The sequence below is a fragment of the Desulfuromusa kysingii genome (assembly GCF_900107645.1).
Lineage (GTDB): Bacteria > Desulfobacterota > Desulfuromonadia > Desulfuromonadales > Geopsychrobacteraceae > Desulfuromusa > Desulfuromusa kysingii.
In genome coordinates this window covers 28,991-55,956 of the sequence record NZ_FNQN01000009.1, presented here as the reverse complement: position 1 = coordinate 55,956, position 26,966 = coordinate 28,991, and the positions used below count along the sequence as shown (strand labels likewise).

General features: G+C 45.5%; 28 protein-coding genes. 4 read left to right on the top strand and 24 right to left on the bottom strand.

Features of this window, described 5'->3' with window-relative positions; genetic code table 11:
• Positions 1-69: 69 nt before the first annotated feature.
• The 11 genes from mutL to rimI all read right to left on the bottom strand — a co-directional run bounded on the left by mutL (position 70) and on the right by rimI (position 13,090).
• A complete protein-coding gene (gene mutL / locus BLU87_RS13760; RefSeq protein ID WP_092349813.1) occupies positions 70-1,914 on the bottom strand; it encodes a DNA mismatch repair endonuclease MutL in 1,845 nt (614 codons plus the stop codon).
• A 93-nt stretch (positions 1,915-2,007) separates the two neighbouring features.
• On the bottom strand, positions 2,008-2,925 hold the full coding sequence (locus BLU87_RS13755; protein ID WP_092349811.1) for an ExeA family protein: 918 nt from the start codon (positions 2,923-2,925) through the stop codon (positions 2,008-2,010).
• Positions 2,926-2,955: 30 nt separating this feature from the next.
• Positions 2,956-5,085, bottom strand: a complete 2,130-nt coding sequence (locus tag BLU87_RS13750) for a tetratricopeptide repeat protein (protein WP_092349808.1) — start codon at positions 5,083-5,085, stop codon at positions 2,956-2,958.
• A 176-nt stretch (positions 5,086-5,261) separates the two neighbouring features.
• Positions 5,262-5,972: a pseudouridine synthase gene (locus BLU87_RS13745; protein WP_092349805.1), complete on the bottom strand. Its 711-nt coding sequence runs from the start codon at positions 5,970-5,972 to the stop codon at positions 5,262-5,264.
• Positions 5,973-5,976: 4 nt separating this feature from the next.
• Complete coding sequence (gene scpB, locus BLU87_RS13740) at positions 5,977-6,537, bottom strand: SMC-Scp complex subunit ScpB (protein ID WP_092349802.1); 561 nt, start codon at positions 6,535-6,537, stop codon at positions 5,977-5,979.
• On the bottom strand, positions 6,530-7,294 hold the full coding sequence (locus BLU87_RS13735) for a segregation and condensation protein A (protein WP_092349799.1): 765 nt from the start codon (positions 7,292-7,294) through the stop codon (positions 6,530-6,532). The genes scpB and BLU87_RS13735 overlap by 8 nt, the downstream gene beginning before the upstream one ends.
• A gap of 7 nt (positions 7,295-7,301) precedes the next feature.
• Complete coding sequence (locus BLU87_RS13730) at positions 7,302-7,988, bottom strand: site-2 protease family protein (protein ID WP_092349796.1); 687 nt, start codon at positions 7,986-7,988, stop codon at positions 7,302-7,304.
• A gap of 149 nt (positions 7,989-8,137) precedes the next feature.
• Positions 8,138-10,783 carry a CBS domain-containing protein gene (locus tag BLU87_RS13725; protein WP_092349793.1) on the bottom strand — a complete coding sequence of 882 codons (2,646 nt, stop codon included), beginning with the start codon at positions 10,781-10,783 and terminating at the stop codon, positions 8,138-8,140.
• A 49-nt stretch (positions 10,784-10,832) separates the two neighbouring features.
• Entirely contained in the window at positions 10,833-11,750 is a 918-nt protein-coding gene (locus BLU87_RS13720; RefSeq protein ID WP_092350037.1) for a dihydroorotate dehydrogenase, read from the bottom strand.
• Positions 11,751-11,764: 14 nt separating this feature from the next.
• Entirely contained in the window at positions 11,765-12,619 is an 855-nt protein-coding gene (locus BLU87_RS13715; protein WP_092349790.1) for a dihydroorotate dehydrogenase electron transfer subunit, read from the bottom strand.
• A 24-nt stretch (positions 12,620-12,643) separates the two neighbouring features.
• On the bottom strand, positions 12,644-13,090 hold the full coding sequence (gene rimI / locus BLU87_RS13710; RefSeq protein ID WP_092349788.1) for a ribosomal protein S18-alanine N-acetyltransferase: 447 nt from the start codon (positions 13,088-13,090) through the stop codon (positions 12,644-12,646).
• 197 nt (positions 13,091-13,287) lie between these two features.
• Here rimI and purM point away from each other — a divergent pair, with 197 nt between their 5' ends.
• The 4 genes from purM (at position 13,288) to rpmB (ending at position 15,758) form a co-directional block, all read left to right on the top strand.
• Positions 13,288-14,331: a phosphoribosylformylglycinamidine cyclo-ligase gene (gene purM / locus BLU87_RS13705; RefSeq protein ID WP_092349785.1), complete on the top strand. Its 1,044-nt coding sequence runs from the start codon at positions 13,288-13,290 to the stop codon at positions 14,329-14,331.
• A 26-nt stretch (positions 14,332-14,357) separates the two neighbouring features.
• Complete coding sequence (gene purN, locus BLU87_RS13700; RefSeq protein WP_092349782.1) at positions 14,358-15,023, top strand: phosphoribosylglycinamide formyltransferase; 666 nt, start codon at positions 14,358-14,360, stop codon at positions 15,021-15,023.
• Positions 15,024-15,037: 14 nt separating this feature from the next.
• Positions 15,038-15,493, top strand: coding sequence for a 2-thiouracil desulfurase family protein (locus BLU87_RS13695; RefSeq protein WP_092349778.1), 456 nt, complete (start codon positions 15,038-15,040; stop codon positions 15,491-15,493).
• A 73-nt stretch (positions 15,494-15,566) separates the two neighbouring features.
• A complete protein-coding gene (rpmB, locus tag BLU87_RS13690) occupies positions 15,567-15,758 on the top strand; it encodes a 50S ribosomal protein L28 (RefSeq protein WP_092349775.1) in 192 nt (63 codons plus the stop codon).
• A gap of 91 nt (positions 15,759-15,849) precedes the next feature.
• Here the strand turns inward: rpmB and BLU87_RS13685 are convergent, their stop codons facing one another.
• The 13 genes from BLU87_RS13685 to aroB form a co-directional block, all read right to left on the bottom strand.
• Positions 15,850-16,230 carry a RidA family protein gene (locus BLU87_RS13685; RefSeq protein WP_175498403.1) on the bottom strand — a complete coding sequence of 127 codons (381 nt, stop codon included), beginning with the start codon at positions 16,228-16,230 and terminating at the stop codon, positions 15,850-15,852.
• A 41-nt stretch (positions 16,231-16,271) separates the two neighbouring features.
• Positions 16,272-18,428, bottom strand: coding sequence for a RelA/SpoT family protein (locus BLU87_RS13680; protein ID WP_092349772.1), 2,157 nt, complete (start codon positions 18,426-18,428; stop codon positions 16,272-16,274).
• Between the two features lie 102 nt (positions 18,429-18,530).
• Positions 18,531-18,737 carry a DNA-directed RNA polymerase subunit omega gene (rpoZ, locus tag BLU87_RS13675; RefSeq protein WP_092349769.1) on the bottom strand — a complete coding sequence of 69 codons (207 nt, stop codon included), beginning with the start codon at positions 18,735-18,737 and terminating at the stop codon, positions 18,531-18,533.
• A complete protein-coding gene (gmk, locus tag BLU87_RS13670; RefSeq protein ID WP_245706560.1) occupies positions 18,738-19,367 on the bottom strand; it encodes a guanylate kinase in 630 nt (209 codons plus the stop codon).
• Positions 19,360-20,235, bottom strand: a complete 876-nt coding sequence (locus tag BLU87_RS13665) for a YicC/YloC family endoribonuclease (RefSeq protein ID WP_092349763.1) — start codon at positions 20,233-20,235, stop codon at positions 19,360-19,362. The genes gmk and BLU87_RS13665 overlap by 8 nt, the downstream gene beginning before the upstream one ends.
• Positions 20,236-20,295: 60 nt before the next feature.
• Positions 20,296-21,129: a menaquinone biosynthetic enzyme MqnA/MqnD family protein gene (locus tag BLU87_RS13660; RefSeq protein WP_092349760.1), complete on the bottom strand. Its 834-nt coding sequence runs from the start codon at positions 21,127-21,129 to the stop codon at positions 20,296-20,298.
• 77 nt (positions 21,130-21,206) lie between these two features.
• Positions 21,207-22,544 (bottom strand): acetyl-CoA carboxylase biotin carboxylase subunit, encoded by a 1,338-nt coding sequence (gene accC, locus BLU87_RS13655; RefSeq protein WP_092349757.1) that lies wholly within the window; start codon positions 22,542-22,544, stop codon positions 21,207-21,209.
• A gap of 86 nt (positions 22,545-22,630) precedes the next feature.
• Positions 22,631-23,092 carry an acetyl-CoA carboxylase biotin carboxyl carrier protein gene (gene accB, locus BLU87_RS13650; RefSeq protein WP_092349754.1) on the bottom strand — a complete coding sequence of 154 codons (462 nt, stop codon included), beginning with the start codon at positions 23,090-23,092 and terminating at the stop codon, positions 22,631-22,633.
• Between the two features lie 21 nt (positions 23,093-23,113).
• Entirely contained in the window at positions 23,114-24,190 is a 1,077-nt protein-coding gene (locus tag BLU87_RS13645) for a M24 family metallopeptidase (RefSeq protein WP_245706551.1), read from the bottom strand.
• Position 24,191: 1 nt separating this feature from the next.
• Positions 24,192-24,635, bottom strand: a complete 444-nt coding sequence (gene aroQ / locus BLU87_RS13640) for a type II 3-dehydroquinate dehydratase (RefSeq protein WP_092349751.1) — start codon at positions 24,633-24,635, stop codon at positions 24,192-24,194.
• 4 nt (positions 24,636-24,639) lie between these two features.
• Positions 24,640-24,999: a roadblock/LC7 domain-containing protein gene (locus BLU87_RS13635; protein ID WP_092349747.1), complete on the bottom strand. Its 360-nt coding sequence runs from the start codon at positions 24,997-24,999 to the stop codon at positions 24,640-24,642.
• Complete coding sequence (locus BLU87_RS13630; RefSeq protein ID WP_092349744.1) at positions 24,992-25,828, bottom strand: tetratricopeptide repeat protein; 837 nt, start codon at positions 25,826-25,828, stop codon at positions 24,992-24,994. The genes BLU87_RS13635 and BLU87_RS13630 overlap by 8 nt, the downstream gene beginning before the upstream one ends.
• 17 nt (positions 25,829-25,845) lie before the next feature.
• A complete protein-coding gene (gene aroB, locus BLU87_RS13625; protein WP_217637521.1) occupies positions 25,846-26,922 on the bottom strand; it encodes a 3-dehydroquinate synthase in 1,077 nt (358 codons plus the stop codon).
• Between the last annotated feature and the right edge of the window lie 44 nt (positions 26,923-26,966).

The window sequence follows — 26,966 nt, the reverse complement described above, 5'->3', positions numbered from 1 at the left end:
GGAAATGCCCCAGAAATTACTTCTGAGCAGCATGACACAGGGGAAGTTGCCCAGACAAACCAACGGCCACTATTTTCTTCGGAAAAGACGCTCCACTTCAGACAATGTCATCCGCTGGACGACCGGCCTGCCATGAGGACAGTTCGCCTTAAAATCAATCTGATCGAGGGCGCGAAACAAGGCCTTTATTTCTACAGTTTCAAGGGCCTGGTTAGCGCGAATAACACTATGGCAAGCCATCATGATGAGGATATCATCGATAGATTCACGCAGTTGACCGGTACGCCCGATGCGGGCTAACTCTAAGGCTACATCGACAACCAGTCCGGCGACATTACTGTCCGCTAATAACAATGGGACAGCTTTAAGAGCAAAAGATTTACCACCAAAAGGTTCAACCTCAAAGCCGAGTTTCTCAAGTTCAGATTGATTATCGTTCAGCGCCGTCGCACTGTTAAAGTCGAGCTCTAAGACTTCGGGAAACAGAAGCGTCTGGCTTGGGATTTCGCCAGCGGCATACGCGTGGCGTAACTTTTCGAAACCAACGCGCTCGTGAGCGGCATGTTGATCGATTAAAACCAGATCAGCCCGGTCCTGACAGAGGATGTAACTCTGATGATATTGACCAAGGATCTGCAAACCGCTAAAGAAGCCCTGAGCCTCACTTCCCGGCAGTGAATATTGACCGGCTGCAGTGTCCATAGTTGACCGCACTGGTTCATCAAATGGAGAGTTAACCGCTGGGATGTCCGCTTCTGGTAACGGGTCGCCCATATTGGCGATGGGTGGTGCATAGTGACCATGCGTTTCTCTGACAGAATCATTTTTTACTGCTTCATCATCCCGGTGTACGGGTGCTTCAGTTTGCAATCCCATCCGTGGCACTTGATCCGGGGTCTCAGGGAGTTGCGTTAACCATGTTGCCGGGCTGAGCGCTTGTTGCAAACTCTTAGCGATAAAATCGTGAACCAAGGACTGCTCACGGAAACGAACCTCATGCTTCGTTGGGTGGACATTGACATCGACCTGTGCTGGATCGATTTTCAAGAACAGGATAACGACAGGATAACGCCCTTTCATTAGCAAGTGACGATAGCCGTCCATAACCGCATGCTGAACAATCCGATCACGTATATAACGACCATTAATAAAGGTGTAGATATGTGACGCAGCTGAGCGCGTCAACTGGGGTTGAGAAATTAACGCCGAGAGTTGCAGGTCATCTCCAGCCTGCTGTTCCACCGCAAGAAGATCATTCAACACCGACCGACCCAGCAAAGCCGCAACCCGTTCTCGAACCCCCTTTTCTCGACGCAAATCAAGCAGCGTACGATCATTGTGTTTTAAGCGAATACTGACCGTCGGATTTGCCATCGCTTGTTTGGTCACGACATCTGCGGCATGGCCCAGTTCAGTTTGCTCTTTACGCAGAAATTTTTTACGCGCGGGTAAATTAAAGAACAGGTTTCGAACCTCAACAACAGTGCCCTGGGGTAATCCAACCTCAGTCACACTTTTAATCTTCCCCCCTTCGACATAGATCTGCTGCCCCAGACCATCTTGGCTCGCACATGTTTTTAAACGGAGACGCGACACCGAGGCGATTGAAGCCATCGCTTCCCCGCGAAACCCCAGCGTATGTAGAGCAAATAAATCTGCATCGGTGCGGATTTTACTGGTTGCATGGCGTTCAAATGAAAGGAACGCATCCTGACGGCTCATCCCACAGCCATCATCTGTCACTCGGATGAGACGTTTCCCCCCTGCTTCGAGCTCAATCAGGATATTTGATGCACCTGAATCCAGGGAGTTTTCGAGCAATTCTTTCACTACAGAGGAGGGTCGCTCAACCACCTCACCCGCAGCGATTTTATTACATAAGTCTTCAGGGAGAACATGTATTTTTGTTTCCATAGCAGCTATTATGACTTTCCAACGGATAAAAAGATAGCGCTCGAGATAATTCCCGACCGCTATCGAAACAAAACAACCCTCTTGATCCTTGAATTATTTTTCTTCCAAACCTTCAAAGAACACTTCAATATCCTCAAACTCATCTTCTGGCTCTGGTTCAGATGATGACACCTCTTCTGGTGCCAAAGTTAAGCCAACGCTCACAAACCCGAGATCTTCAGCAACATTATTAACGATTTCAGCCGACACTTCTGAAGCGTGACGGAGATAGGTTTCAAACAGAGCATTATCACAAATCGTATTGATCAACCTGGGAACCCCTCCTGAAAATTGATGGATCAGAGCCAAAGCATCTTCATGAAAAGGAGAGACCTCGCACTTAGCAACCTGGAGTCGGTGATTGATGTACGCCAAAGTGGCCTGGGTAGAAAGGGGAGTCAACGTATATTTAAACGCAACACGTTGAGCCAGAGGAGCATCCAGCTTCATGACATTGTCGAGTTCGGGTAAACCAAAAAAGATAATGTTAAGTAATTTCTTATCAGGAATCTCAAGATTCAATAACCCCCGGAACTCCTCCATCAGCTCACGGGTTTGTAGCATCTGTGCTTCATCAATCAAGACAACAGCTTTACGCCCCTCTTTTTCAATTTCCAGCAGGCGCTCAAAGAGTTGTTTCAACATCTTCAGCGGGCTAATGTCAGGATTTTTGACCCCTAACTGTGTACAGATACGGGACATAATCCATTCTGGAGTGATTGCTGAATGAATCATCACAAGAAGCGACGACTCATATTTATCGTAAGGGAGGTTATCCAACATACGCCGAGCTAGTGTGGTCTTTCCTGTTCCCACTCCACCAACGAGGACAGCGAGTCCTTTATCTGTATCGACAGAATATTTCAGCCGCAACAAGGCCTGGTTATGTTGATCACTGTCGAAATAAAATTTTTCATTAGGTGCGTTTGAAAATGGTTCCCGGTCAAACTTAAAATGATCTGTATACCCCATAATCTCTCCAACTAAAAAATAAACGTGTTATTAAAGGAAAGAGATTCGCTCATTACCCCCGCTCGGCCCATCACTGGAATCATCATCGGTAATGCCAAGAGTTTTTTTCAAAATAGAAATTTTATCCCGGACATCACGATAGTTACTATCCTGTGAAAAAACATTCTTATAGCTGATTAAAGCATCATTCGACCGCTCTGCCCGCTCATAAAGCAAACCGAGCTCATATCCAAGGTTGAGCTTCTGAATCGCCTCAAGATGGGCGAAATCAAGCGCCTGTTGAAACATGAGTTCTGCGTTTTCATAGTCACCCTTATCCGAATAACTCAACCCCTTCAAGGTTTGACAGTCGACATAACGGGAAGGTTCGATCCCTGCCTTTTCAAACTCACTGATAGCATCATCAAGCAAACCCATTTCCCGATAAGCAATGCCAAGGTTATAATGGGATTCGAGATCGTCGGCAGCAATTTGCTCATCAACATCGGTCTTAAAGATCTTTTTCTCAGTCGCTTCATCCGGGATCAGACTATCCAACCCCGCGTTAAAGTCAATATCAGAAAAACTCTCCGCCCCGAGATCTGTCGCCGCTGCGACCGGCTCCCCACTTGACGGCTCTTGCTCACGGTGGAGCAATCCTTCAATCTCTTCAAGTTTCTGCCGACATTCAGCTGATTCAGGCTCATACTTGAGAATAGCCTGGCACAGTTTTTCTGCCTCAACATACAACCCCTGTTGGAGATAGAATTCTGCCTCCTCCAGGTCCGCTTGCAGATTATGCTCAACGACTGGTGTCGATGTTTCTGATTCTTCTTCGGCCATATCAAAAGAAAAGTCAACATCGTCATTCTGCGGTTGGTTGAGATCGATGTTGTCATCAATATTCAGCTCGATGACCGCATCAGAGTCAGCAACTTCTCCGGTGAAACTACTGTCCAGAGCAGATTCCAACTGCAGATCGACAGCTTCATCTTCGACAATATCAAAGGTTAGATCATCCGTCTCCGCAGAGAGCTCGAAGACATCATCAGTAAGGGAGATATCTTCCTCTGCTGATCCCAGCAAGGAATCAGAAAGGGTCTCTTCAATGATCATCTCTTCAGGCTCATCCGGTTGTTCAGATATAATATCTAAGAGCTTATCTCCCTCTCCGGTCAATTCGTAGATTGAATCCAAAGTCTGCAAGACAACTCTATTGTCAGCCAGTTCTCCTTTTAAAATTTCATAGAAGTCTTTGAGACGATCTAAGCGGTCAGCTTTGAAGAAGGTGTCCTTCCAATCTTCAAGTTCAGTCAGGGCAATATCAAAATGTTTGCGATCAATTTCACATTGAATCAGCGATTCTCTGGTGTCGAGATCGGTGGGATCCATACTCAAGAGTTGTTGATAAATCTCACAGGATTTAGCCCACTTTTTAAGGTCAGAATAACCACGCCCCAGCAAACGAAGTAAATCAGGATCGCTGGGTTTCTCCTTTAACAAATTCTCGAGAATCTGCACCCCGCGGCCATAATCGCCCTTTTCATAAAAAGCCAGGGCAAGCCCCATCTGGAGTTTGTTATTTTTTGGATAAAGGGGGAGGAACATCTTATAGAGTTTGAGGATCTTGTCGAAGTCACCTCTTTCACTCAAAATCTCCAGAACGGAGTCAAGCTCGGAATAACCTTCATCCTTGCGATCGTTATTGGCATAAACTTCTGCAAGCTTAACCCGAACGTTGAGGTTGTTCAGATCGAGATCACGCATCTTCTCCAGAGTTTTTATCTCATCCGCAATCATCCCATTGCGACCGTAATGGTCGACCAGGTTGCGATACTCGGTCATGGCATTACCAAGTAAACCCTGTTTTTCATTTAGCTCTGCAAGACGATTAAATAAAGCCACCTGACTTGGATCAAGCCGTTGCATCTGTTTATAGATTGCAATCGCTTTCAGATAAAAGCCATTACTGGAAAAATATTTAGCGATCGACTCATATTGTTCATAAGCTTCCGTATTTTTGTTCGTTCGTACGTACAATTCAGCAAGTTTTTGCCTTGAACGGACATCGGCAGGATCCAGCTCAACAATCTTGGCGTAATCCTTGATCGCCTTTGCTACCTGCTTTTTTTTCAAATTTTTCTGCGCCGACTCAAGCAGTTTGTCTTTGTTCGTTGCCAAAAAAGCCCCCTAAAGCTGACTAATTTACATAGATTTCGTATTGAAAGATACGCGAAATATCAATTAAGTGTCAAGTAATGACACTGACTTATGAATAAACAATAAGTTTATTAGAATTGTCTCAAGACAGAGTAACACACATTAAAAACAAAGAACAATAATGAATAATAGTTTATTTAAGTTTTCTCCAACTTTCGGACTTCATCAGCAGACAAGACCCTGTAACGTCCGGTCGAAACACCCACTAAATCAAGCGAATCCAAACGAATCCTCTTGAGCCTGACAACGGTTAATCCCAGCACTTCGCACATCCGTCTGACTTGTCGATTGCGACCCTCATGAATGGTCAGTTCAAACCAGCAACCAGAACCAACCGAGCGGATATTATCAACCTTTGCCGGCGCCGTCACCCCTTCATCAAGGTGAATCCCCTGCTCTAACCGCTGCACCATTTTTGCCGACAAGAGTCCACGAACTTTCACTAAATATGTCTTATCAACATTGTGACTGGGATGACTGATCCGGTAAGCAAGATCCCCATCGTTGGTCAATAACAATAAACCTTCCGTGTTGTAATCAAGCCGACCAACAGGAAAAAGACGGGTCGGGACATCAGTGAGAAGATCTGTGACCAACCGGCGCCCTTCAGGATCTTTAAGGGTAGAGACATAGCCACGGGGCTTATTAAGCAAGATCGTCAATTTCGCCTCCGCCTTGGCTAAATCTTTGCCATCAACTTGAACTTGATCATGACTCAAGTCTGCACGGTCACCTAATTTAGCCGGATGGCCATTGACGCTAACTCTGCCTTCCTCAATCCACTTCTCTGCCTGTCTGCGCGATGCCAGACCTGCCTTAGCTATTAATTTTTGTAATCTTTCAGCCATAAAATCAATCTACCGGGTCAGGGTTTAAAGGATATGCCTCAGCCAATTCTGGAGCTAAGGCAGAAAACTCTTTTAATGTCGGCAGATCATTTAAATCACGCAGACCAAAAAGTTCAAGGAATTGTCGACTGGTCCCGTAGATCAGTGGTCGTCCGGGGATATCTTTCTTACCGAGAATACGCAGCAGATTTTTATCCAGGAGGGTCTTCATCACACCGCCAGAATCAACCCCGCGCAGATATTCAATTTCAGCACGGGTTGCAGGTTGCCGATAAGCAACAATCGCCAATGTTTCAAGTGCCGCCCGGGAAAAACGGGAAGCACGCGATCGGTTCAATTTGCGCAGCGATGGCGCAAATTCAGCACAGGTTCGAAACTGATAGCCCCCTGCAACCTCGGCAAGATAAAAGCCATGAGCAGCAGAGGTGTAGTGTTGTTGCAGTTCGACGATAATCGGTCGTAAAACCGATTTTGGTTGTTCCAAAATGACGCTCAACCGGTCAACAGATAAGGGAGCATCAGCAGCAAAAATAAGGGCTTCAACCAGTCTTCGCAAATTATCCATAACTGAGCAAATCCTTTTGCGGGGTCAGTTTTGATAATTGTTCAGGTGAAACCACTAACACCAACCATATTTCGCTAAAATCTTCCACTTGCTCAATGTTCAAAACATGCATTTTCACCATCTCCAAGGTGGCAATGAAGGTGACGATCAATTCGCTCCGAGTGTGTTTTTTAGAAAAAATCTCCCTGAAGCTAAGCCGTTTATACTCCAACAATTTTTCAGCGATGCGCTCGATGTAATCAGCAACAGAAAGAGATTCACGAATAACTTCATGAAAGACTTCAGGTGGTTTCTCTTTTAACAACTGGTAAAAAGCTTCTGCCAGCTGATAAAGACCCACCACAACGTCATCTTCTTCACTTTCGTCAATGAGCACATCAGAAGAATGAAACTGTCCGGTAAAGATATCCCGATTTAACTGCGGGAGTTCTTGAAATACCTCTGCTGCATCTTTGTAGCGTTGATACTCTAAAAGCCGTTTAACCAATTCAGCACGGGGATCTTCTTCCTCTTCACCAACTTCATCGCTAACAGGCAACAACATTCTTGATTTTATATGAATCAGTGACGCCGCCATAAGGAGGAACTCCCCGGCGACGTCAAGATCGAGATATTGCATTTGTTCTATAACGGACAAATATTGTTCGGTGATTTCAACAATACGGATATCGTAAATATCCATCTCATGACTTTTAATCAAATGCAGTAAGAGATCAAGTGGACCAGAAAAATTTTCTAGCTGGATTTCTATCGCCATGATGATATCAACGACTAAACAGAAAATGCATGGCCTTCTCTACCATGCGGAATTCATCACCAGCCATAAACAAAACTAATGTGTTAATAACGGGACCGAGAATAAGCGACCAGATATCAGTAAAGAAAACCACGAGTAAAATCAACACAAACCCAAACGGCTCTAGCTTACCGATCAAGCTCGCATAGCGTTCCGGGAGGATTCCGGTAAGGATCCTTCCGCCGTCCAAAGGGGGTATAGGAATCAGATTAAACAACCCCAGAAGGACATTAATATAGAGACTGAACCCTGCCATCATTTTGACCGGGGCAACAAAGTGGGTGTAACTTGACCAGCCACCAAATGAGGTCTGGTCAATCAGACTGAGTCCACGCAGCAATAACGCAGAAAAAACGGCTAAGGACAGGTTTGTTGCCGGTCCCGCCAACGCAACCCAAATCATATCACGACGCGGTCGGCGGAAATTCCCCGGGTTGACGGGGACAGGTCGCGCCCAGCCAAATCCGAAGATAAAGATGGCAATGGAACCGATAGGATCAAGATGCTTAAACGGATTTAAGGTCAAACGTCCCAACAACCGGGCGGTTGGGTCACCAAACCGTTCGGCCATGTAACCATGCGCAACCTCATGCAGAATAATGGCTAACAGAGCAGGGACAAGCATGATTGCGATTTTGGAAATGATTACTTCCATTATGTGTGAGCTTCCAACATAGTAGCTGAACCGATTGAGATCCAAAACAACAGGATTCTCTCAACAAGTCCAGACACAAAAGAGAAAAACTAAAACAAACAAGACATCCTATTCGACATGTCTATAGGGGTCAACCAAAGGCACTATAATTATACTTGAAAGTTTGCTTTTACAAATCCAATCTCGTCGTCCCGCGTCTGTATTTCTTGATTTAAACGGGCCTTCAGCAAAGCAATGAAAATCTCCTGAAAAGAGCGTCCGGGCTTAAAACCCAGAGTGATAAGATCATCCCCATTCAATATTATTTTTTCTTTACGTAATTCGGTCGTATACAATGATAGCCAGCGGCGTAAATTTTCCTGATCACTACAGGCCATCAAATAAAGAATGATCTCGATTGCCAGGCCATCAAACCAAAAATAGATTTCACTGTTTTGCGGATGAGGCAACTTGCTCGACCGATGTCTGAGCCGCTTGAGTAACATTTTTGCTTTCGGTAACTGTTCCAGGACTAAAGTATGATCTGCTGGTGACATGCCAAGCCATCGACTGACCTTAGCCGCCCCCTTGTTAGACAGGTTATCAAAAAGACAAAAAAGATATAACAACCAGCGCCGATAGGCTTCACCAGTATATAACAGATCAAACCAACTGCTAGCGCGTTCGGCCGCAACAAACAAGCTGGCGGTACTCTGGTCGAAGTGCAATTTAGCATCGATAAACGTTAACAGATCAAACTGATCCAGACGCCCCAAGGCAGCAACAACCCGCGACTCATCAAGGATTTGTTTAAGCTCATGTAAAATTCTCAACCCGGAAATTTGCTTGACTGACCTTAGCTGCACCGCACTGCGCATCAGACGTTCGGTCTGCTTACCGATTTTAAAACCTAGCCGTTGTTCAAAACGGACAGCTCTGAATAAACGGGTCGGATCCTCAATAAAGCTGAGGTTGTGCAATACCCGGATAGCCTTATCCTTCAGATCACGTTGGCCACCAAAGAAATCAAGCATCTGTCCGAAATGGTCTGGGTTTAAAGAAATCGTCAACGTGTTAATGGTAAAATCTCGACGATAGAGATCGTGGCGAATTGATGCATGCTCGACCTGCGGCAAAGCTGCAGGCTTGTCATAATACTCAAGGCGGGCAGAAGCGATATCAATCTTGAATCCATCGGGGAAGACGATAACAGCGGTGCCAAATTTTTCGTGTGTCCGCACCCGGCACGTAGTGGTTTTTGCAAATGCCTCCGCAAAAGCAATCCCATCACCTTCAACCACAATATCAACATCAAGATTTTGCTGACGCAGCAATAGATCGCGGACAAATCCACCGACGAGGTAAGCCTGCATTCCAAGTTGATCGGCAACCGCTCCGAATTCGGCGAGAATTTCCTTAACCGACCCAGGCAGATGGGTGGAGATTAACTGTCGCAGATTTTTCCGTTTCAATTGCATCCCACTGCGCCCGGGTAAATCTTTAGTTGCTGCTGTAGAAAGCTGCCGATCTCCCAACATATAACGGAGCAAGTCGGTGCGAGTGATGACCCCGACGAGAGTTCCTGAATCAACAACAGGGACACAGCGTTGATTGTGTTCCATAATCCCCTGCTGTAACTCAAGCAACGAAGCAGTTGATGGTACCACCTGAAAATCGGTATTCATCATTTCACTGACGTTCATCTTCAAGAGTTTGTGGTGGGCTGCTTTTTCTACCACCTGACGGGTTATAATGCCGACCACATGTTGCAGGTCATCTACAATGGGAATCGCGTTAAAGCTGAACCGCGTCATCAACTCCCGAGCGGCCCCTACCGTAGAGTTGCTAGTGAGAACTTTGACCGGTGACGACATCAGATCGCTGGCCTGAAAATGGGAGCGCACATGTTGCCGGATCAATCGCTCCATCCGATCAAGTAACTGCGCCAGCGGCATATCGCGGACGGTGGCCGATGCGGCAAAAGCATGCCCCCCGCCGCCAAATTCCTGAAACAACTCGCCAACATGCATTTCAGGCACACGAGAACGTCCCACCATGAAAATCTGATCTTCCATACGCACGGCAACAATCAAGACGTTAAGGTTTTCAATATCTTGAAGCTTATGTACCAGACTGGAGATATCACCGACATAGTCATTGACCGTCGCCGTAGCTAGCGTAATTTCGACACCATTGACAACGATTTTTTCGCAGGACTTCAACAATTCACTGAGCAGATCGACCTGTTCAGACGTCATCTCCCGGACCAGAAAGTCAGCTACGGTATTCAGATTAGCACCATTGCGGAGCAAAAATGCGGCGGATTGAAAATCCTCGGGAGTGGTTCCAGAAAAAAGTAGATGACCGGTATCCTCATATAATCCAAGCATCATCATCGTTGCTTCATCGGCTGTTGGGACGATCCCCCGTTTTATGAAAAGCTGGGTTATGATCGTTGTTGTCGCGCCAACCTCCTGGATAAATTCCAACTGACCGCGGATGGTATGTTCATCAAGCGGATGGTGGTCGTAAATATGGATTTCAAGATTAGGATTATGGACAATATCCGCAAATTTGCCAATCCGCGCCGCGCTGCGCACATCAACCAGGATCAACCTGGTGACCTCCGAGAGTTCAATATCACTGATCTTTTTCATCCCGTAGGCATAGAGAGTACTGTGCAGCAAGAAATCGCGCAGCCCACGCTCCTGCCCTCCAGGAAAAACCAGAACGGCGTCCGGATAAAGTCTCTTGGCCGCGATCATGGATCCCAAGGCATCAAAATCAGCATTTACGTGGGTAGCAATTACATCCATATAAACAGAAACTCACAGAAAACAGGGTAAGGCGATTAAAGCCACAAAACTAGAGTTCCAGCGACCCAATCAAATCATTAATGTCGGCGACTCCCTCATCCCGGCAAAACTCTTCCAGCCCGCGAATTATCGTAGCCATGGCATTGGGATCAACAAAATTAGCCGTGCCAACCTGAACAGCTTTCGCCCCGACGATCAAAAATTCCAAGGCGTCCATTGCGCGAGAGATCCCGCCAATGCCGATCACCGGGATCTGAACGGCTTGAACCACCTGGTGCACCAAACGGACAGCAATCGGCCGGATAGCCGGACCGGATAGACCACCGATCACATTTGCCAGTCGTGGCTTGCGGGTTTTAACATCGACGGCCATCCCCGTGAGGGTATTAATCAGACTTAAGGCATCCGCCCCAGCATCTTCAGCCGCTCTTGCGGTCACTTGAATATCGGTCACGTTAGGGGTGAGTTTGACAATCAGTGGCTTTGACGTTCGTTTACGAACCAAAGAGATAGCAGCAAATGCGGCTTTGGGATCTGTTCCGAAGATAATCCCTCCATGTTTAACATTGGGGCAAGAGATATTCATCTCCAAGGCGGCGACACCCGGAACATCATCCAAGCGGGCCGCAACCTCACCATATTCATCTTGCGTATTACCAAAAAAATTAACAATAACCGGGCAATCATAGCGTTGCAAAAACGGCATCTTTTCTTCCAGAAAAGCGTCAACACCAACATTCTGCAAACCAATAGCATTGAGCATACCACTGACCGTCTCGCAGATACGGGGGACATTATTCCCCGCTTTCGGATGCAGCGACATCCCCTTGGTCACAACCGCCCCAAGCTGGTTCAAATCAAGATAACGGGAATACTCTTCACCATAGCCAAAAGTTCCAGATGCTGGCATCACCGGGTTTTTTAATTTCAGCCCTGCAATCTCTACCGCCAAACTCGGCTGTATAATTTTATCATCTGACATCATCGACAGCCTCCACTCGTTCTCACCGTCATCTCATCCTTGTCCCAATCAAGCTCTTCAGCCTTAAAAACAGGTCCGCGAGTACAAGTACACAAATAATGCGGATCCACATCGGTATGCCCGGCCCCCTTAACAACACATCCAAGGCACGCACCAACACCACAAGCCATCAGAGCTTCAAGAGAGACCTGCAATGGGGTGTCGTATTGCAGACAAATTTTTTGCACCGCTGCAATCATCGGCATGGGGCCACAAGCAAAAACAGTCGCATGTGGTGATTTTTCAAGCTTCCGCTCTAACACCCGCGTAACCAATCCCTCTTCACCCAGACTCCCATCCTCAGTTGAGACATAGGTTCCAACGCCCAAACGTTCAAATTCAGTCACGGTAATAATATCATCCCGGGTACGCCCTCCCATCAAGAGTGAGACATTGGAGTTATCGACCATTTTTTCTGCCAACATGTAAAGCGGAACAAGACCAATACCACCGCCAACAAGAATTTTTTCTTCGTCCGGTTCGCCGAGATCAAACCCCTGACCTAGAGGTCCCAGTAGTTCAACGGGATCACCCTGATGCAGTCCCTGCATAATTTCGGTACCGCTGCCCACAACTTTATAGATAAGCTCAATAAATTCTTTCGGGGGCATATTATCACAATCTGCAGGCATAAAACCCATCCTGAAAATCCCGAAAGGACGTCGCAACAATGGCGGTAACGACCTTTGAACCCGAAACATCACAAATTGCCCCGGAGAGGCCAGTTTATTGTATCCCGGAGCTAAAATTTTCATGCGGAAGTAACCGGGAGAGATCTCCTGATTCGATAAGACGATTGTCTTGATGTTGTTCATTGGCCCATCTCCTGATTTTTAAATTTAAAAAGTTTTAACCATAACGAGAGCATCTTCGCCGTCACGATAGTAGGATTTCCGCATGCTATTGAGCTCAAACCCACACCGCTGATAGAGCGCGATAGCGCTATCATTTCCGGACCTGACTTCCAACCAAGCAGAAGCCAATCCAACTTTCGCACAGCGGGCCAAGGCCTCTTGCAGTAACAGCAAAGCAAATCCCTGACGGCGATAATTTGAAGCAGTTGCCAGATTGAGTATCTGCATTTCATCAACCACGAGCCAGTAACAGATAAAACCGGCAATCTCCCCAGCAACCTCATAGACGAGGATCGAGGCAACGGGGTTTTCCAACTCCTGCTCAAACTGTCGCTGCGACCAGGGGTGTGAATAACAGTCCTTCTCTACCAGCAAAACCGCATCAAGGTCCGCCGCTGATATTAACCTGATAACATGACTTTTAATTGCCATTTTTTGTTCAGCCAGCCTAGAATTGTGATAAAATTAAGCACTTTGGTTGTTTGCTGCTGAAATTAGCATATTCAAGCCAACCAATACAGTGAAAGATCAGATATTGAGTCGAATCGAGGGAACAATCCCCTCCGACATTGACAAGCCATGACCTGAGTGCTTTAATGCCGCTCTTTTACCAACCAAGGAGTCTATAATTGGACGAGAACAAACCCATCACCTATAAAGAAGCTGGTGTTGATATTGACGCTGGAAACCATTTTGTTAACCTGATCAAACCCTTGGTAAAGCAGACATCGCGTCCCGAAGTCCTTGCTGACATTGGTGGCTTTGGCGGACTGTTTTCCCTCAATAGCAACAAATATAAGCGTCCAACCTTAGTTGCTGCGACTGATGGCGTGGGGACCAAGTTAAAATTAGCTTTCATGCTGGATCAACATGATTCCATCGGGATTGATCTGGTTGCCATGTGCGTCAATGATATTATTGTGCAGGGCGCTGAGCCATTGTTCTTCCTTGACTACCTGGCGACAGCAAAATTATCACCAGAAAAAGCCGTTGAAGTTGTCAAAGGGATTGTCGAGGGTTGCAAACAGGCAAACTGTGCGCTTCTCGGTGGGGAGACCGCCGAAATGCCAGGGATGTACTCAGGTGGTGAATATGACTTGGCGGGTTTTTCGGTTGGTATTGTTGACAACGACAAGATCATTGATGGGTCGTCCATCACCAAGGGTGATCTCATCATCGGCATTTCATCGAGTGGACTCCATTCCAACGGATTTTCTCTGGCTCGCAGAATTCTCATCGAAAAAATGCAACTGGATATGGCCTCTCAACCAGACGGACTGGATCAAACTCTGGGACAAGCGTTGCTAACGCCAACCAAAATTTATGTAAAAAGCATCCTCAACCTGATTCGTGATTTTAACATTAAAGGGATCGCTCATATTACTGGTGGTGGACTGCTCGAAAACATCCCTCGGGTTCTACCTCAACAGTGCAAGGCCATCATCAAAAGAGACAGCTGGGAAAAACCGGCCGTTTTCGAACTCATACGTGAAGGTGGTCATATCCCCGAAGAGGAGATGTACCGAACCTTCAACTATGGGATTGGCATGGCATTGATTGTCTCTCCTGCTGAAGCTGATGATGTTATTGGTCGACTTGCTGGCTTGGGTGAGGAAGCTTGCCTAATTGGAGAAATTGCCCCAGCAGACGCTCCGGTTGTTGAGCTTGTTTAGTTAACCCCGTACAAGTGTAGAAACCAATGACATTAAAGAAAAAACTCCGTATAGCTATTCTTGCATCAGGCGGTGGAACGAACCTGCAATCCATCATTGACCTGAGCCAAAAAGGGCTTTTGGACGCGCATATTTGTCTGGTTCTCAGCAACAATCCAGAGGCAGGAGCACTTCAACGTGCCCAACGGGCCGGTATCAACACGGCTTGTATCGATCACAGAGTCTTTGCCAGCCGGGAAGAGTTTGACCAGACGGTCGTGACCACGTTAAAAGATGCCGGAGCTGAATTGATTGTCTTGGCCGGTTTTATGCGGATCATCTCAGAAATATTTCTGGATGCATTTCCACAAAGAATTATCAATATTCATCCAGCTTTGCTCCCTTCATTTCCAGGGCTTCATGTGCAGCGCAAGGCAATTGAATATGGGGCTAAATTTACCGGGTGCACGGTTCACTTTGTTGATTCCGGAGTTGACACAGGCCCGATCATTGCTCAAGCCGTCGTGCCTATCTGTCCTGATGATAGTGAAGAGACGCTTGCCGCCAGAATTCTGCAACAGGAGCATCAAATCTATCCGCAAGCCATTCAATGGATTGCGGAAGGTCGTGTCAGGATCGAAGGGAGACGAGTCTACATTGACAAGAGTCGCTGTGCCACCTCCGCTCTCATCAACCCTGCGCTAAACAAGTGACAGGAGCTATATTCATGCGCCCAATCCTCGTCAGCAGTTGTCTGCTGGGGTTAAACACACGCTACGATGCGACTGACAACTATTGCCAAGCCGTGGTTGATTTTATCGAGAGCCATCACTACACCCCGATCCCGATTTGCCCGGAACAATTGGCGGGTCTTCCAACGCCACGGCCCAAATGCTGGTTCAGTTGCGGTGATGGTGCCTCTGTCCTGGCTGGTAACGGTAAGCTCATTAATGAACATAACGATGATCTCACAGCCACCTTTCTGCATGGTGCCCGTGAATCTCTGAAGATTGCGGAGATGACAAATTGCAAACTTGCAATTTTACAACAGCGTAGTCCTTCTTGCGGGTCTGAGAGCATTTATTTACATGAAAAACAGGTCGAGGGGATCGGTATCACGACAGCGATACTCAAAAAAAACGGGATAAAGGTTTTTAGCAACGACAATTTACCTGCTAAATAACCTGAAAAGATTTGCATCTATAAATAATATGTGCTAGTAATGCGCGTTCGAAACTTTCAGGAGGAATGACGAAATGTCTAAACAATGTGAAATCTGCGGCAAAAAGCCCGTGACTGGAAACAACGTCAGTCATGCACACAATAAAACCCGTACTGTGTGGAATCCAAACCTGCAAAAAGTACGTGCCATGCAAAATGGCTCGGTAAAAACGATCAAGGTTTGTACTCGCTGTATCCGTTCAGGGAAAGTACAGAAAGTCGTTTGAGTTAAGGGTTAACCCAAAATTTAAAACAAAAAGGGATGGTCACAAAGACCATCCCTTTTTGTCGTTTCAATTGTACCCAATTGCAAAGGTGTTAAGCACAGGCGATAGCATCTATTTCAATCAAAGCTCCTTTGGGAAGGGCCGCGACCTGAACAGTGACTCTTGCCGGTGCAACCTCACCACAATAATCAGCATAGATTTCATTGACTGTAGCAAAATCGCTGAGGTCTGTTAAATAAATCGTCGTCTTTACGACGGCATTAAAGTCAACTCCAGCCTCTATCAAAACATTCTGTAAGTTATTCAGTGACTGCTTTGTCTGCTCCTCAATGCCTCCAGAGATCAAATCACCTGTTGACGGGATAAGAGGAATCTGCCCCGAACAATACAGAAACCCTCCAGCCTTGATTGCTTGAGAATAAGGCCCGATTGCTGCTGGAGCTTTTGCTGTATCAATTTTCACTAAGTTCATAATGCTCTCCACAATTAAATTATTTGCTATTGTTTAAAGGGTTAATTCCTGACTCTCTCAACTCGAAGAACCCCCTTTACTTTCTTTATTTCACGAATGACGCGGTTTAGATGCTCAAGATTTTCAACATCAATTTCAAACAAATTGGACCCTTTTTTATCACCACGCGAATGGACGCTGGCGCTAATAATATTTGCATCGGCATCGGCGATAGCACCGGAAATCCCAACAAGCATCCCTTTTTGATCGGAGCAAATGATTCGGATTTTGACCGGTCGTGTAGTTTTGCGATGCATATCCCATTCAACATCAATCCTACGCTCTGGATCACTTGCGAGAACCTGAGGACAATTCTTTGCATGCACAGCCAACCCTCGTCCCCGAGTGATGAAGCCAATAACAGGTTCTCCCGGAAGGGGGTTACAACAATTTGCAAACCTGACCATCACATTATCAATTCCACCAATTAAAATGGCACTTTGCGATTTGTGACGTCCAAACTTTTCTAAAACCTTCCCGAGAGCACCAGCTTTTACAGGTTGTTTGATCTGCTCTTCTTTCGGCAGGACATGAGAGACAATCTGACCAGGGGACAGCTTACCGTAGCCAATTGAGGCAAAAATATCCTCAGCTGCCTTAAAGCCTAATTCGTTCACCGCTTGAGCAAAGCCATCCAGCGACAAAGCTCTCTTCAAGCTGTACTTATGCTTACGCAGCTCTTTTTCAAGTAGCTCACGCCCGATCTCAATACTCTTCTCCCGTTGTTCTGCTTTAATCCAATGACGGATTTTATTACGTGCTTTCGAGGTTTTAACAAAAGCCAACCAATCTTTACTTGGTGTCTGGTGTGCCGATGTCAGGACATCAACGATATCGCCATTCTGGAGCTGAGTTTTCAGCGGACACAGCTTACCATTGATGCGGGCACCAACACATTGCATCCCGACATCTGTATGCACAGCATAGGCGAAATCGATCGGACAGGAGCCTTGGGGCAATTCCTTAACTTCACCGTTCGGCGTAAAAACATAAACCTCTTCGGGGAAAAGATCGATAAAAGTGGTATCTGAGGCATTCCACTCGGTACTCACGTCTCGCTGCCATTCAAGGACTTGACGGAGCCAATTAAACCGTTGGTCATCTCGTCCGGTAACCGGGATAGCGCCACCTTCCTTATACTTCCAGTGCGCGGCGACACCCTCCTCAGCAATTCGATGCATTTCGCGAGTACGGATCTGCACCTCCATCCGCTCAGCATAAGGGCCAATAACGGTTGTGTGCAATGATTGATACATATTCGCTTTAGGCATAGCGATATAGTCTTTGAAGCGTCCTGGTATCGGTTTCCATGTCGCGTGAATCATCCCTAAAACTTCATAACACTCCCGGACGGAATCAACCAACACCCGAAACGCAGTCAGGTCATAGATCTGATCCAAGCCAACACCAGTCCGTTGCATCTTGCGATAGACGGAATAAAAATGTTTGAATCTGCCAGTCACCTCACCCTGTAAATCATTTTGATGTAACAGATCACAAATTTGCTCCCGAACCTTGGCGACATATTCGCCCCGTTCCTTCCTGTGGGCAGTGATCCGCCGAGAAAGAGCGTCATATTCTTCGGGTTCAAGGATCTGCAACGATAAATCCTCAAGTTCACTTTTAATCCAACTGATCCCCAATCGATTAGCCAAAGGGGCATAGATTTCCAGAGTTTCCCGAGAACGGCTCAACTGTTCCGACCCCTTGAAGTGCCTGATATTACGCATATCATTCAAGCGAACAGCCAAATAAACAAGAATAACGCGCAGATCACGAGCCATGGAAACAAACATTTTACGAAAGTTCTCAACGTGCTGTTGATTACTTTGACGATATGGAATACTGCTGATTTTAGTGCCGGTTTCAATCAAAGAAACAACCGCTTGTCCAAAGGTGGACAACAATTCCTCTTTCGTCACCAGGCCAGAAGACAGAGAATCGTATAAAATCCCAACAATGATGGTGGTTTCATCGACTTTTAAGCGGATAAGGATAGAAGCAATTTCAAGGGAGTGTTGTAGGGAGTCACGACCATCATCAGAGACCTGACCATGGTGAGCACGTTGACAAAATTCACAAGCGCTGACCAGGAGCCCCTGATCCGCTTGCGGATAATAGCTTTTTAGTTGTTCATAGATATCATTAATTGTGATCATAAAGGAGTCCGTAAGAAACAGGATGTTTGATCCTACACTCTGACGGGCAGATCAAGCAAACGCCCTTCCGCCACCGAATCAGCAGCGGAGAGGGCCTGTTAGTTAACGTCTTTTTGTGGGAATTTTAAACTCAATCTTATGCGCAGCAATTTCACGTAGAGCGACAACGATCTTTTTATTACCAGACTTATTTTCGATCAAAGGTTCGGCCCCCTTATAGAGTTGCTTTGCCCTCTTTGCGGCCACCATTGCCAGAAGAAACCGGTTTGGAATCACATCAAGACAATCTTCTACAGTTACACGTGCCATCTATTTATCTCCTTTTACGGTAAAATTATTCAAGAGGTATGTTGTTCGACTCATACGGCATCGCTCAGCGGTAATAATAGCCATCAACTTCTTTTTAGCTGACTGGAAATCATCATTTATCACCAGGTAGTCGTACCATGGGGCCTGCAATAGTTCTTGTTCAGCATTTTCTAAACGGCGCTGAATAACATCCTCATGATCTGTTCCACGATTATACAGCCGTTTCTTCAGTTCAGCAAAGTCAGGTGGTAATATAAATATAAAAACCCCTCTGCGATAGTTTTTCTTAAGCTGGGCTGCTCCCTGACAATCAATATCTAGCAGGAGGTCAACGCCTTCTGCTTCAGCAGTATTCAGAGTTTCCAACGATGTCCCATAATAATTACCGTGGACTTCAGCATATTCTGCCAGAAGTTGCTCTGCAATCATTCGCTGAAAAGAGTCGGTTTGGGTGAAGAAGTAATCCACACCATCCTGCTCGCCATCGCGGATGTTCCGAGTTGTAAACGATATAGATTGACGTAAATCAGGGATACTGTCAATCAATTCCCGACATAAAGAGGTTTTTCCTGCTCCAGAAGGGGCTGACACGACAAACAACACCCCTTCCTTGCTATTTTTATTATTCAATGTTCTGCACCTGTTCACGTATTTTTTCCAGCTCAGCCTTGACTGCGACAACATGGCGGGTCAGGTTAGCATCATTAGACTTTGAACCCATGGTGTTGGTTTCACGGTTTAATTCCTGAACCAGAAAATCCAGCTGTCTTCCGACAGGGTCCTGCTGCTTCAACAGATCATGAAACTGACTCAGATGACTATTGAAACGGGTAATTTCTTCGCTGATATCACAACGATCCGCAAAAATCGCAATTTCTTGAGCAACGCGTTGCGGGTCACCGCTATTTTCCTCAAGCCGAGCAAGCCGTTCCTGTAGTTTCTTCTGCCATTCAACGGGAACCAGTGCCGCTATCTTCTCGATCGCAACAATTGATTCTGCCAAAAGAGATAATCGCTCCTCCATATCAACCTGCGTGGCAAGACCCTCTTTTTGGCGCGTTTCCTGAATCGCGGTTAAAGCACTCTGGAGTGCCTGCGACAGACAGCTCCACAGAGTATCCTGATCAAACTCCAAATCTTTTAAAACCAAAACATCCTTTTGAGCCGCCAAAAATTCAAGGCTGATATCACCAGCCAAACCGCTATATTCCTTCAGGCTCTTAAAAGCTTCCATATATGCGCTTGCAACCTGCTTATCAACGACAGGATTGATAGCAAGCTGGTCGGCATGCTCTTGGCTGATAAAAACATCAATCTTGCCCCGTTTCAAAACCGCCAGAACCTGTTTTTTAATTTCAGTTTCCAAGGGTGAAAGCAAACGGGGAGATTTAATATTAACGTCACCATAACGGTGATTAACTGCTTTAATTTCTACAGAAAATGATAAACCATCAATTTGAGCGTGGCCACGGCCATAACCGGTCATGCTTTTAATCATAGACAATATGCTCCTGTTTTTAACTGTCAGCGCTCTGATTACAGATGCAATCCAGAGCGGTTAGTCAAGAAAGTTTAGTTCCGGTTGTCCTTCTAAAAGTTGATATTTTTCACATAATTGAAAGAAAAGCTGCAGCCCACGCAAATGCTCTTTTTCAAGACGATAATCAATTGTATTCCAATAATCAACGATAGTCTCTGTATTCAGGCCAACTTTTTTTGCAATAACAGTGGCATGTAAGTAGGGATTGCCGATGAGTTGCTGACGTGACTGAAGTAGTTGCTCGCCGAGTTCAGCCAATGCTGATGAATGCAGATCAAGTGCGTTTCGATCGATCATCCAGAGAGCAAAAACAAATGGCAAACCCGTGTGCCGATACCAGATGTCACCGAGATCAAAAACCTGGACCCCTGGAGGTAGGTTACAGGCTAAATGCAGCGCTCTATCGCCAATAAGCAATGCGGGTTGACCTGCTTCGATTAATAACTCTATCGACTCTTCGGGAACCCTGTCATCGACATCATGAAGTTGGTAGAACTCACGCAGAATAACCCTCAAAAGATTGATTGATGTGGCAGATTCACCGGTGATTGCAATCGTATGACCCGACAATTGCCTCAAACCAACAGAGGAAAAGAGGAGGACGCTTTCGACTTTCCCCACAGAAGAAATGGAATGACCGGGGAGAAGCAGATATTTCTCCCAGTTTCTTGCATACTCAAATGAAGATGAAGGACTGACATCGAGTTGCCCCTGTTGCAACATCTGATTCAAAGCCGAGGGCACCCCAGTTATAAAGCGCCCATGAAAACCATTATCTTTAAGGTGGTGAAAGAAAGGGACACAATTCAAGTAAGCAATATAGCCCAATGTAAGCTCAGGAGCTTGGTCCATAAATAGAGTCTCTTAAAAAAACAACAGACGAGAAATATCTCGTCTGTTGTGAATGAGTCATGTTGCGGAATGCTAGGCTAAACCTTGACCCGCTCTAAGAAGTTTGTGTCAAAATTGCCATCATTAAACTGTTTATTGGCCATCATCTTCTGGTGGAATGGGATCGTTGTCTTGATTCCTTGAATAATATATTCATCCAGAGCGCACGCCATTTTCTGTATTGCTTGTTCGCGGGTTTCCGCATGGACAATCAGTTTGCCGATCATGGAATCATAATTGGGCAATACGGTGTATTGATCATACATTGCACTTTCAATACGGATCCCCATCCCTCCGGGAGTATGATAGCCCGTAATTTTACCAGGAAACGGGGTAAATTTTTCAGGATCTTCGGCATTAATCCGACACTCAATCGCATGTCCAGTGATCTTGATATCTTCCTGTTTGTAACGCAGTGGTAATCCAGCCGCAGAATTGATCTGCTCTTTAACAATATCAACTCCAGTGACCATTTCAGTCACAGGATGTTCAACTTGAATTCTGGTATTCATCTCCATGAAATAAAAACTGCCATCACTATCCAGTAAATATTCAACGGTTCCTGCGCTCGCATAATTAACCGCCTTGGCGGCAGCAACAGCACAGGCTCCCATTTTTTCCCGCAGTTCAGGTGTTAGAACCGGACAAGGAGCCTCTTCAATCAATTTTTGATGACGCCTTTGAATAGAACAGTCACGCTCACCTAAATGGATAACGTTGCCATGTTTGTCGCCAAGAATCTGAATTTCAACGTGGCGAGGATGTTGACAGAATTTCTCAATATAAACATCGGCCTTACCAAAACCAGCCTGTGCTTCGGTGCGAGCAGTTGCAAGGGAATTGGCCAAAGAAGCGGGTGAATGGACAATCTTCATTCCACGCCCACCACCACCGGCAGAAGCTTTAATAATGATGGGATAACCTATATCATTTGCAATCTTCTGCGCTTCTTCAATCGTCTCAATACTCTGATTTGTTCCAGGTAAAATTGGCACACCAGCAGCAGTCACTGTTTGCCGGGCGCTGATTTTATCGCCCATGCGCCGCATATTATCAGCAGTAGGACCAATAAAAGTGATGCCGCATTGCTCACATATTTCTGCAAATTCTGCGTTTTCCGAAAGAAAACCATAACCGGGATGAATAGCATCCGCATCAGCAATTTCAGCAGCGCTAATGATCGCTTTCATGTTGAGATAGCTATCAGCACTAGCTGCGGGACCGATACAGATACTCTCATCTGCAAGGCTTACATGCAGGGCATCATGATCAACATCTGAATGGACTGCGACTGACTTTATACCCATCTCTTTGCAAGCACGGATAATCCGCAAGGCAATTTCACCGCGGTTAGCTATGAGGATTTTATGAAACATTTTTAACTCCTGAAAAGAGCAATTCTAAATTGTGGAACAATCTCTGTCATCACGCACATCGATCTATGTCCCAGCTTAAAAAATACCTACAACCGCTCAACAAGGAAAAGAGTTTCACCAAATTCAACCGGGGTCGCATCATCCTTAACGATTTCGATAATCTTACATTTAAACTCAGCTTCGATTTCATTAAAGAGTTTCATTGCTTCAACGAGGCACAAGGTTTGTCCAGCGTCGACGATATCTCCAACTTCTACAAAAGGAGCTGCATCGGGTGAAGGTTTGCGATAAACGGTCCCGACCATTGGAGAAGAAACAGAATCATACCGATCATCAACGGCAGGAGAATCAGTACTTGTAGCAGCAGCAACGGTTTGCACTGCTGGAGTTGCGGCAGTAACAGGGGCAACCGGAGCGGTGACCTGAATATACTCCTTATCAGCACCCCGTTTTATATGAATTTTATCTTCCTGATTCTCCATATTGAATTCAGTAATATCGGTATCAGTCACTAATTTGATTAAACTCTTTAGATCCTTCAGTTCCATGATTGTCCTCCAGAAAAACTTTTATACATTTATTTGTTTAAATTGCTTAGGAATTAAGGTCAATTTTTCAAAACCACAGTCAGTGACGACAACAGTATCCTCAATTCTAACACCACCAGTCCCTGAAATATAGATACCTGGTTCAATTGTAATCACCATTCCAGCAAGCAGACGTTGGTCCGAACGGGATGAAACTGCAGGAAACTCATGAATTTCCAACCCCACCCCGTGTCCCAAAGCGTGCCCAAAATAATCACCATATCCTTGACTTGCAATATAATTTCGAGCGACAGCATCTAATTCACTGATTAGCATGCCTGGGCGGATCGCTTCGAGAGCTGAATCATGTGCTTCTAACACAATATCAAAAATTTGTCGAAGATTTCTATCGACCTCGCCAATGGCAAGAGTCACCGTCTCATCAGAGTGATAGCCATTAACTCTGGTTCCAAAGTCAATAGTAACAAGTTCCCCGGCCTGCAGCCTTTTGTCGCTCGCAACACCGTGAGGCAATGCACCTCGAATCCCCGAAGCAACAATAAAATCAAAAGCGTTAGCCTCGCCTCCAAGGCGTTTTAAGGAAAATTCAAGCTCTTGTGAAATCTCCAGTTCTGTAACCCCGGGCCGAAACAGAGGGAGAACTGATGCAAAAGCCTGAGAGTTTAAATATGCAGCCTTTTTAAGGGAAACAATCTCAGCATCGGTTTTAACTCCACGCAGTGGTTGTAGCTGGGATCCAAGTAGACACCATTGGACAGAATCCCCCACATACCTCTTTAGCTCCTCGAACAGAGCAACACTGACGACTTCAGCATCAATCCCTACCCTCTTACAACCACTTGAGAGAAGCTGATCGGCAACAGTTTTGAGTTTATTCCGATAACACTTAATTTGGTCAGCTTTGACCTGTTTTTCAGCCTGAGAGATGTAGCGAGAATCGGTAAAAAAAACGGACCTGTTGGCGGCAAGAAAAAAAACGCCATCGGTCCCGGTAAATCCAGAGAGATAGCGAATATTAGGTAAACCAAAAATTATGATGGCATCGAGCTTTTCTAAAGCAAAAATATCTCGAATACAGCGATTATCAAAACCAGACACATTAGATCCTGTTATCGAGATATGCAGTTAACGCGCGTAACGCAAGGCTATAGCCCATAGCACCAAAACCAGTAATCTGACCCAGAGCTACAGGGGCAATATAGGAAAAATGACGAAATTCTTCCCGCGCATGGATGTTTGACAGATGAACCTCAACAGTTGGGAGATCTACTGCGCTGATAGCGTCCCGTAAAGCGACGCTTGTATGAGTATACCCCCCGGGGTTGATGATAATACCAGAGTATTTTTCATGTTTGGCTAATTGAACCTTATCAACCAAATCACCTTCGTGATTGGATTGATAAGGGACGATAGTGTAACCAAGCGGAGCAGCCTCATCAATTAAAGCCTGCATGATTTGCGCAAGGGTTGTATGTCCATATACTTGGGGCTCACGGCTCCCCAATAAGTTCAAATTGGGTCCATTCAGCACCATAAGCTGCATATCGCTACTCCAACCCAGCTCGCAAAGCGTGAGATTCCCGCATAAGAAGATAGCGTCCTTGACCATAATTTCCACAACGGTCGACCAGCAAAGCGACAAAATAATCATCGGTTAACGCATGAATAATCACATAATAATGATCTGTCTTGATCGAAAGTTCCTGTAAGTCGCCAATGTTCAAAATTTCAGCTGCACTCGCTACCTCTTTGATAACATTAGAATATTCTATGCCCACCAGATTCAAATCGAGGGGATTCTCTGCAATAACATATTGATCAATGCTGATCCCGTCATATCCCATCAAAACGGCACCAACCCCGCCAGAACAATTATCAACTATCGTTTCCAGAATCTTTTTAAACATGCCCTCTTCTCCGTTCGATATTGGCTAGCCATTGATCAAATGTTTTTATCGCTTGCTGAAGCACGTCTTCTTTAATTTCAGGTTCAGCAACCTGTTCTTCGGCACCATCGTGCACCTCTGGCGTGTCGATCGCGGAACTTGGTGCGAGCGGCTGAACATCCTCCTGGATCGCAAGAAAGCTGCGGTCTTCTTCAATTTTTTTCTCTAACTCTTTAATTTTTCGACGGACTGACAGGTCATCAGGATGACGAACAGATAACCGTTGGTATAGATCAAGAGCCTTTTCGGTGAGACCTTGAGCTAAATATAAATCAGCCAGGGTTGAAGAGACAAGAGTGGAGGAATCACTAACTGAATCATCTTGACTCTCTACTGCGTCAACATTATCTTCCTCATCAGTCACAGTGACGTCGGGAAGAGAGAGCAATAATTTATTGATAATTGGGTCAGCCGGAGTTAAGTTTCGCGCCCTGAGAAGCAATTCCCGTGCAGCATCTTCTTCACCTAGTAAAATTCGGACCCGTGCATACCCGACTAAAGCTGCCAAACTTTCAGCGTCAAGATCAAGAGCCTGCTCAAAAGCCTGGACAGAGCCACTGTAATCTTCAAGTTGACAAAGAGTTCGAGCCAACACGATATATGCAGGACTAAATTCCGGATGCAGGGTTAACCCTTTAGCGATGATCTGGCGAGCATCATCAAACATCCCCATCTTTCGGTAGGTTTCGGCCAAAGAGACAAAAATTGTCGAATTTGAATCTTTCACAAGTATTTCTGTGTAAGCAGCAATTTTACCAAGAAGCAAACTCTGCTTATTTTGATCTGTCATATGTCCTCCGTACAAACTTAAAGGATAGACGAAAAAACCGACGCGATATCATCGACCTTATGTAAGACAACTTCACCAATACCACGATTCAAAACCAAAGTAAGATGCCCCTGCTTAACCTTTTTATCCCTTTGCATTGACACGATATATTCATCCAATGAAAATTCTGGGGGATCCGTTGGAAGACCAAGAGACTGCAAGAGAGAGCGAATACGATCAACATGCTCTTGAGAGCAAAGACCTTGTTTAACAGAAATCTTGGCGGCGACAACCATCCCAGCAGCAACAGCTTCACCATGTTTCCATTGTCCATATCCGGATAAATTTTCAATCGCATGACCGAAGGTATGACCAAAGTTCAAAAAAGCCCTAATAGACCCTTCTCTTTCATCCACAGCAACGATATCAGATTTAATCTGACATGATTTCTTAATGGCATAGATAAGAGCTTCTGGATCACGTCCAGTTAGCTTATCAACATTATCTTCCATCCATTTAAAGAAATCAGCATCATGAATAACACCATACTTGACAACTTCAGCTAGACCGGCAGAAACCTCTCTTGGATCCAATGTCTTTAAAACGTCAATATCAATCAACACCAGCTCAGGCTGATAAAAAGCCCCTATCAAATTCTTCCCTAAGGGGTGGTTAACAGCAGTTTTGCCACCGACAGAGCTATCTACTTGTGATAGTAACGTTGTCGGGATTTGGACATAAGGGATACCACGCAGAAATGTAGCCGCAGCAAAGCCAGCCATATCACCAACAACACCACCGCCGAGTGCAATCAGACCACAACCACGATCAAAATGATTTTCAAGAAGAAAATTATAGATCAATTCTAAAGTTGGTAGAGATTTATATTCTTCACCATCAGCAACATTAAACCGCACAGGATGATAACCAGAGGAGACAAGTGAATCGAAAACAGCTTGACCATATAGCACATCAACGGTCGGATTTGAAATAATCGCAATATTTGGGGGAAAGTTTATTTTCTTAAGCTCTGATCCCAGACTAGATAAATGATTAGAACCTATAAATAATGGATAACTTCGATCTGCGAGCGATACTTTTATTTCATGCAACATTGATTACCCATAGAAAAAAAGGGGCAGGTTTCCCTGCCCCTTCA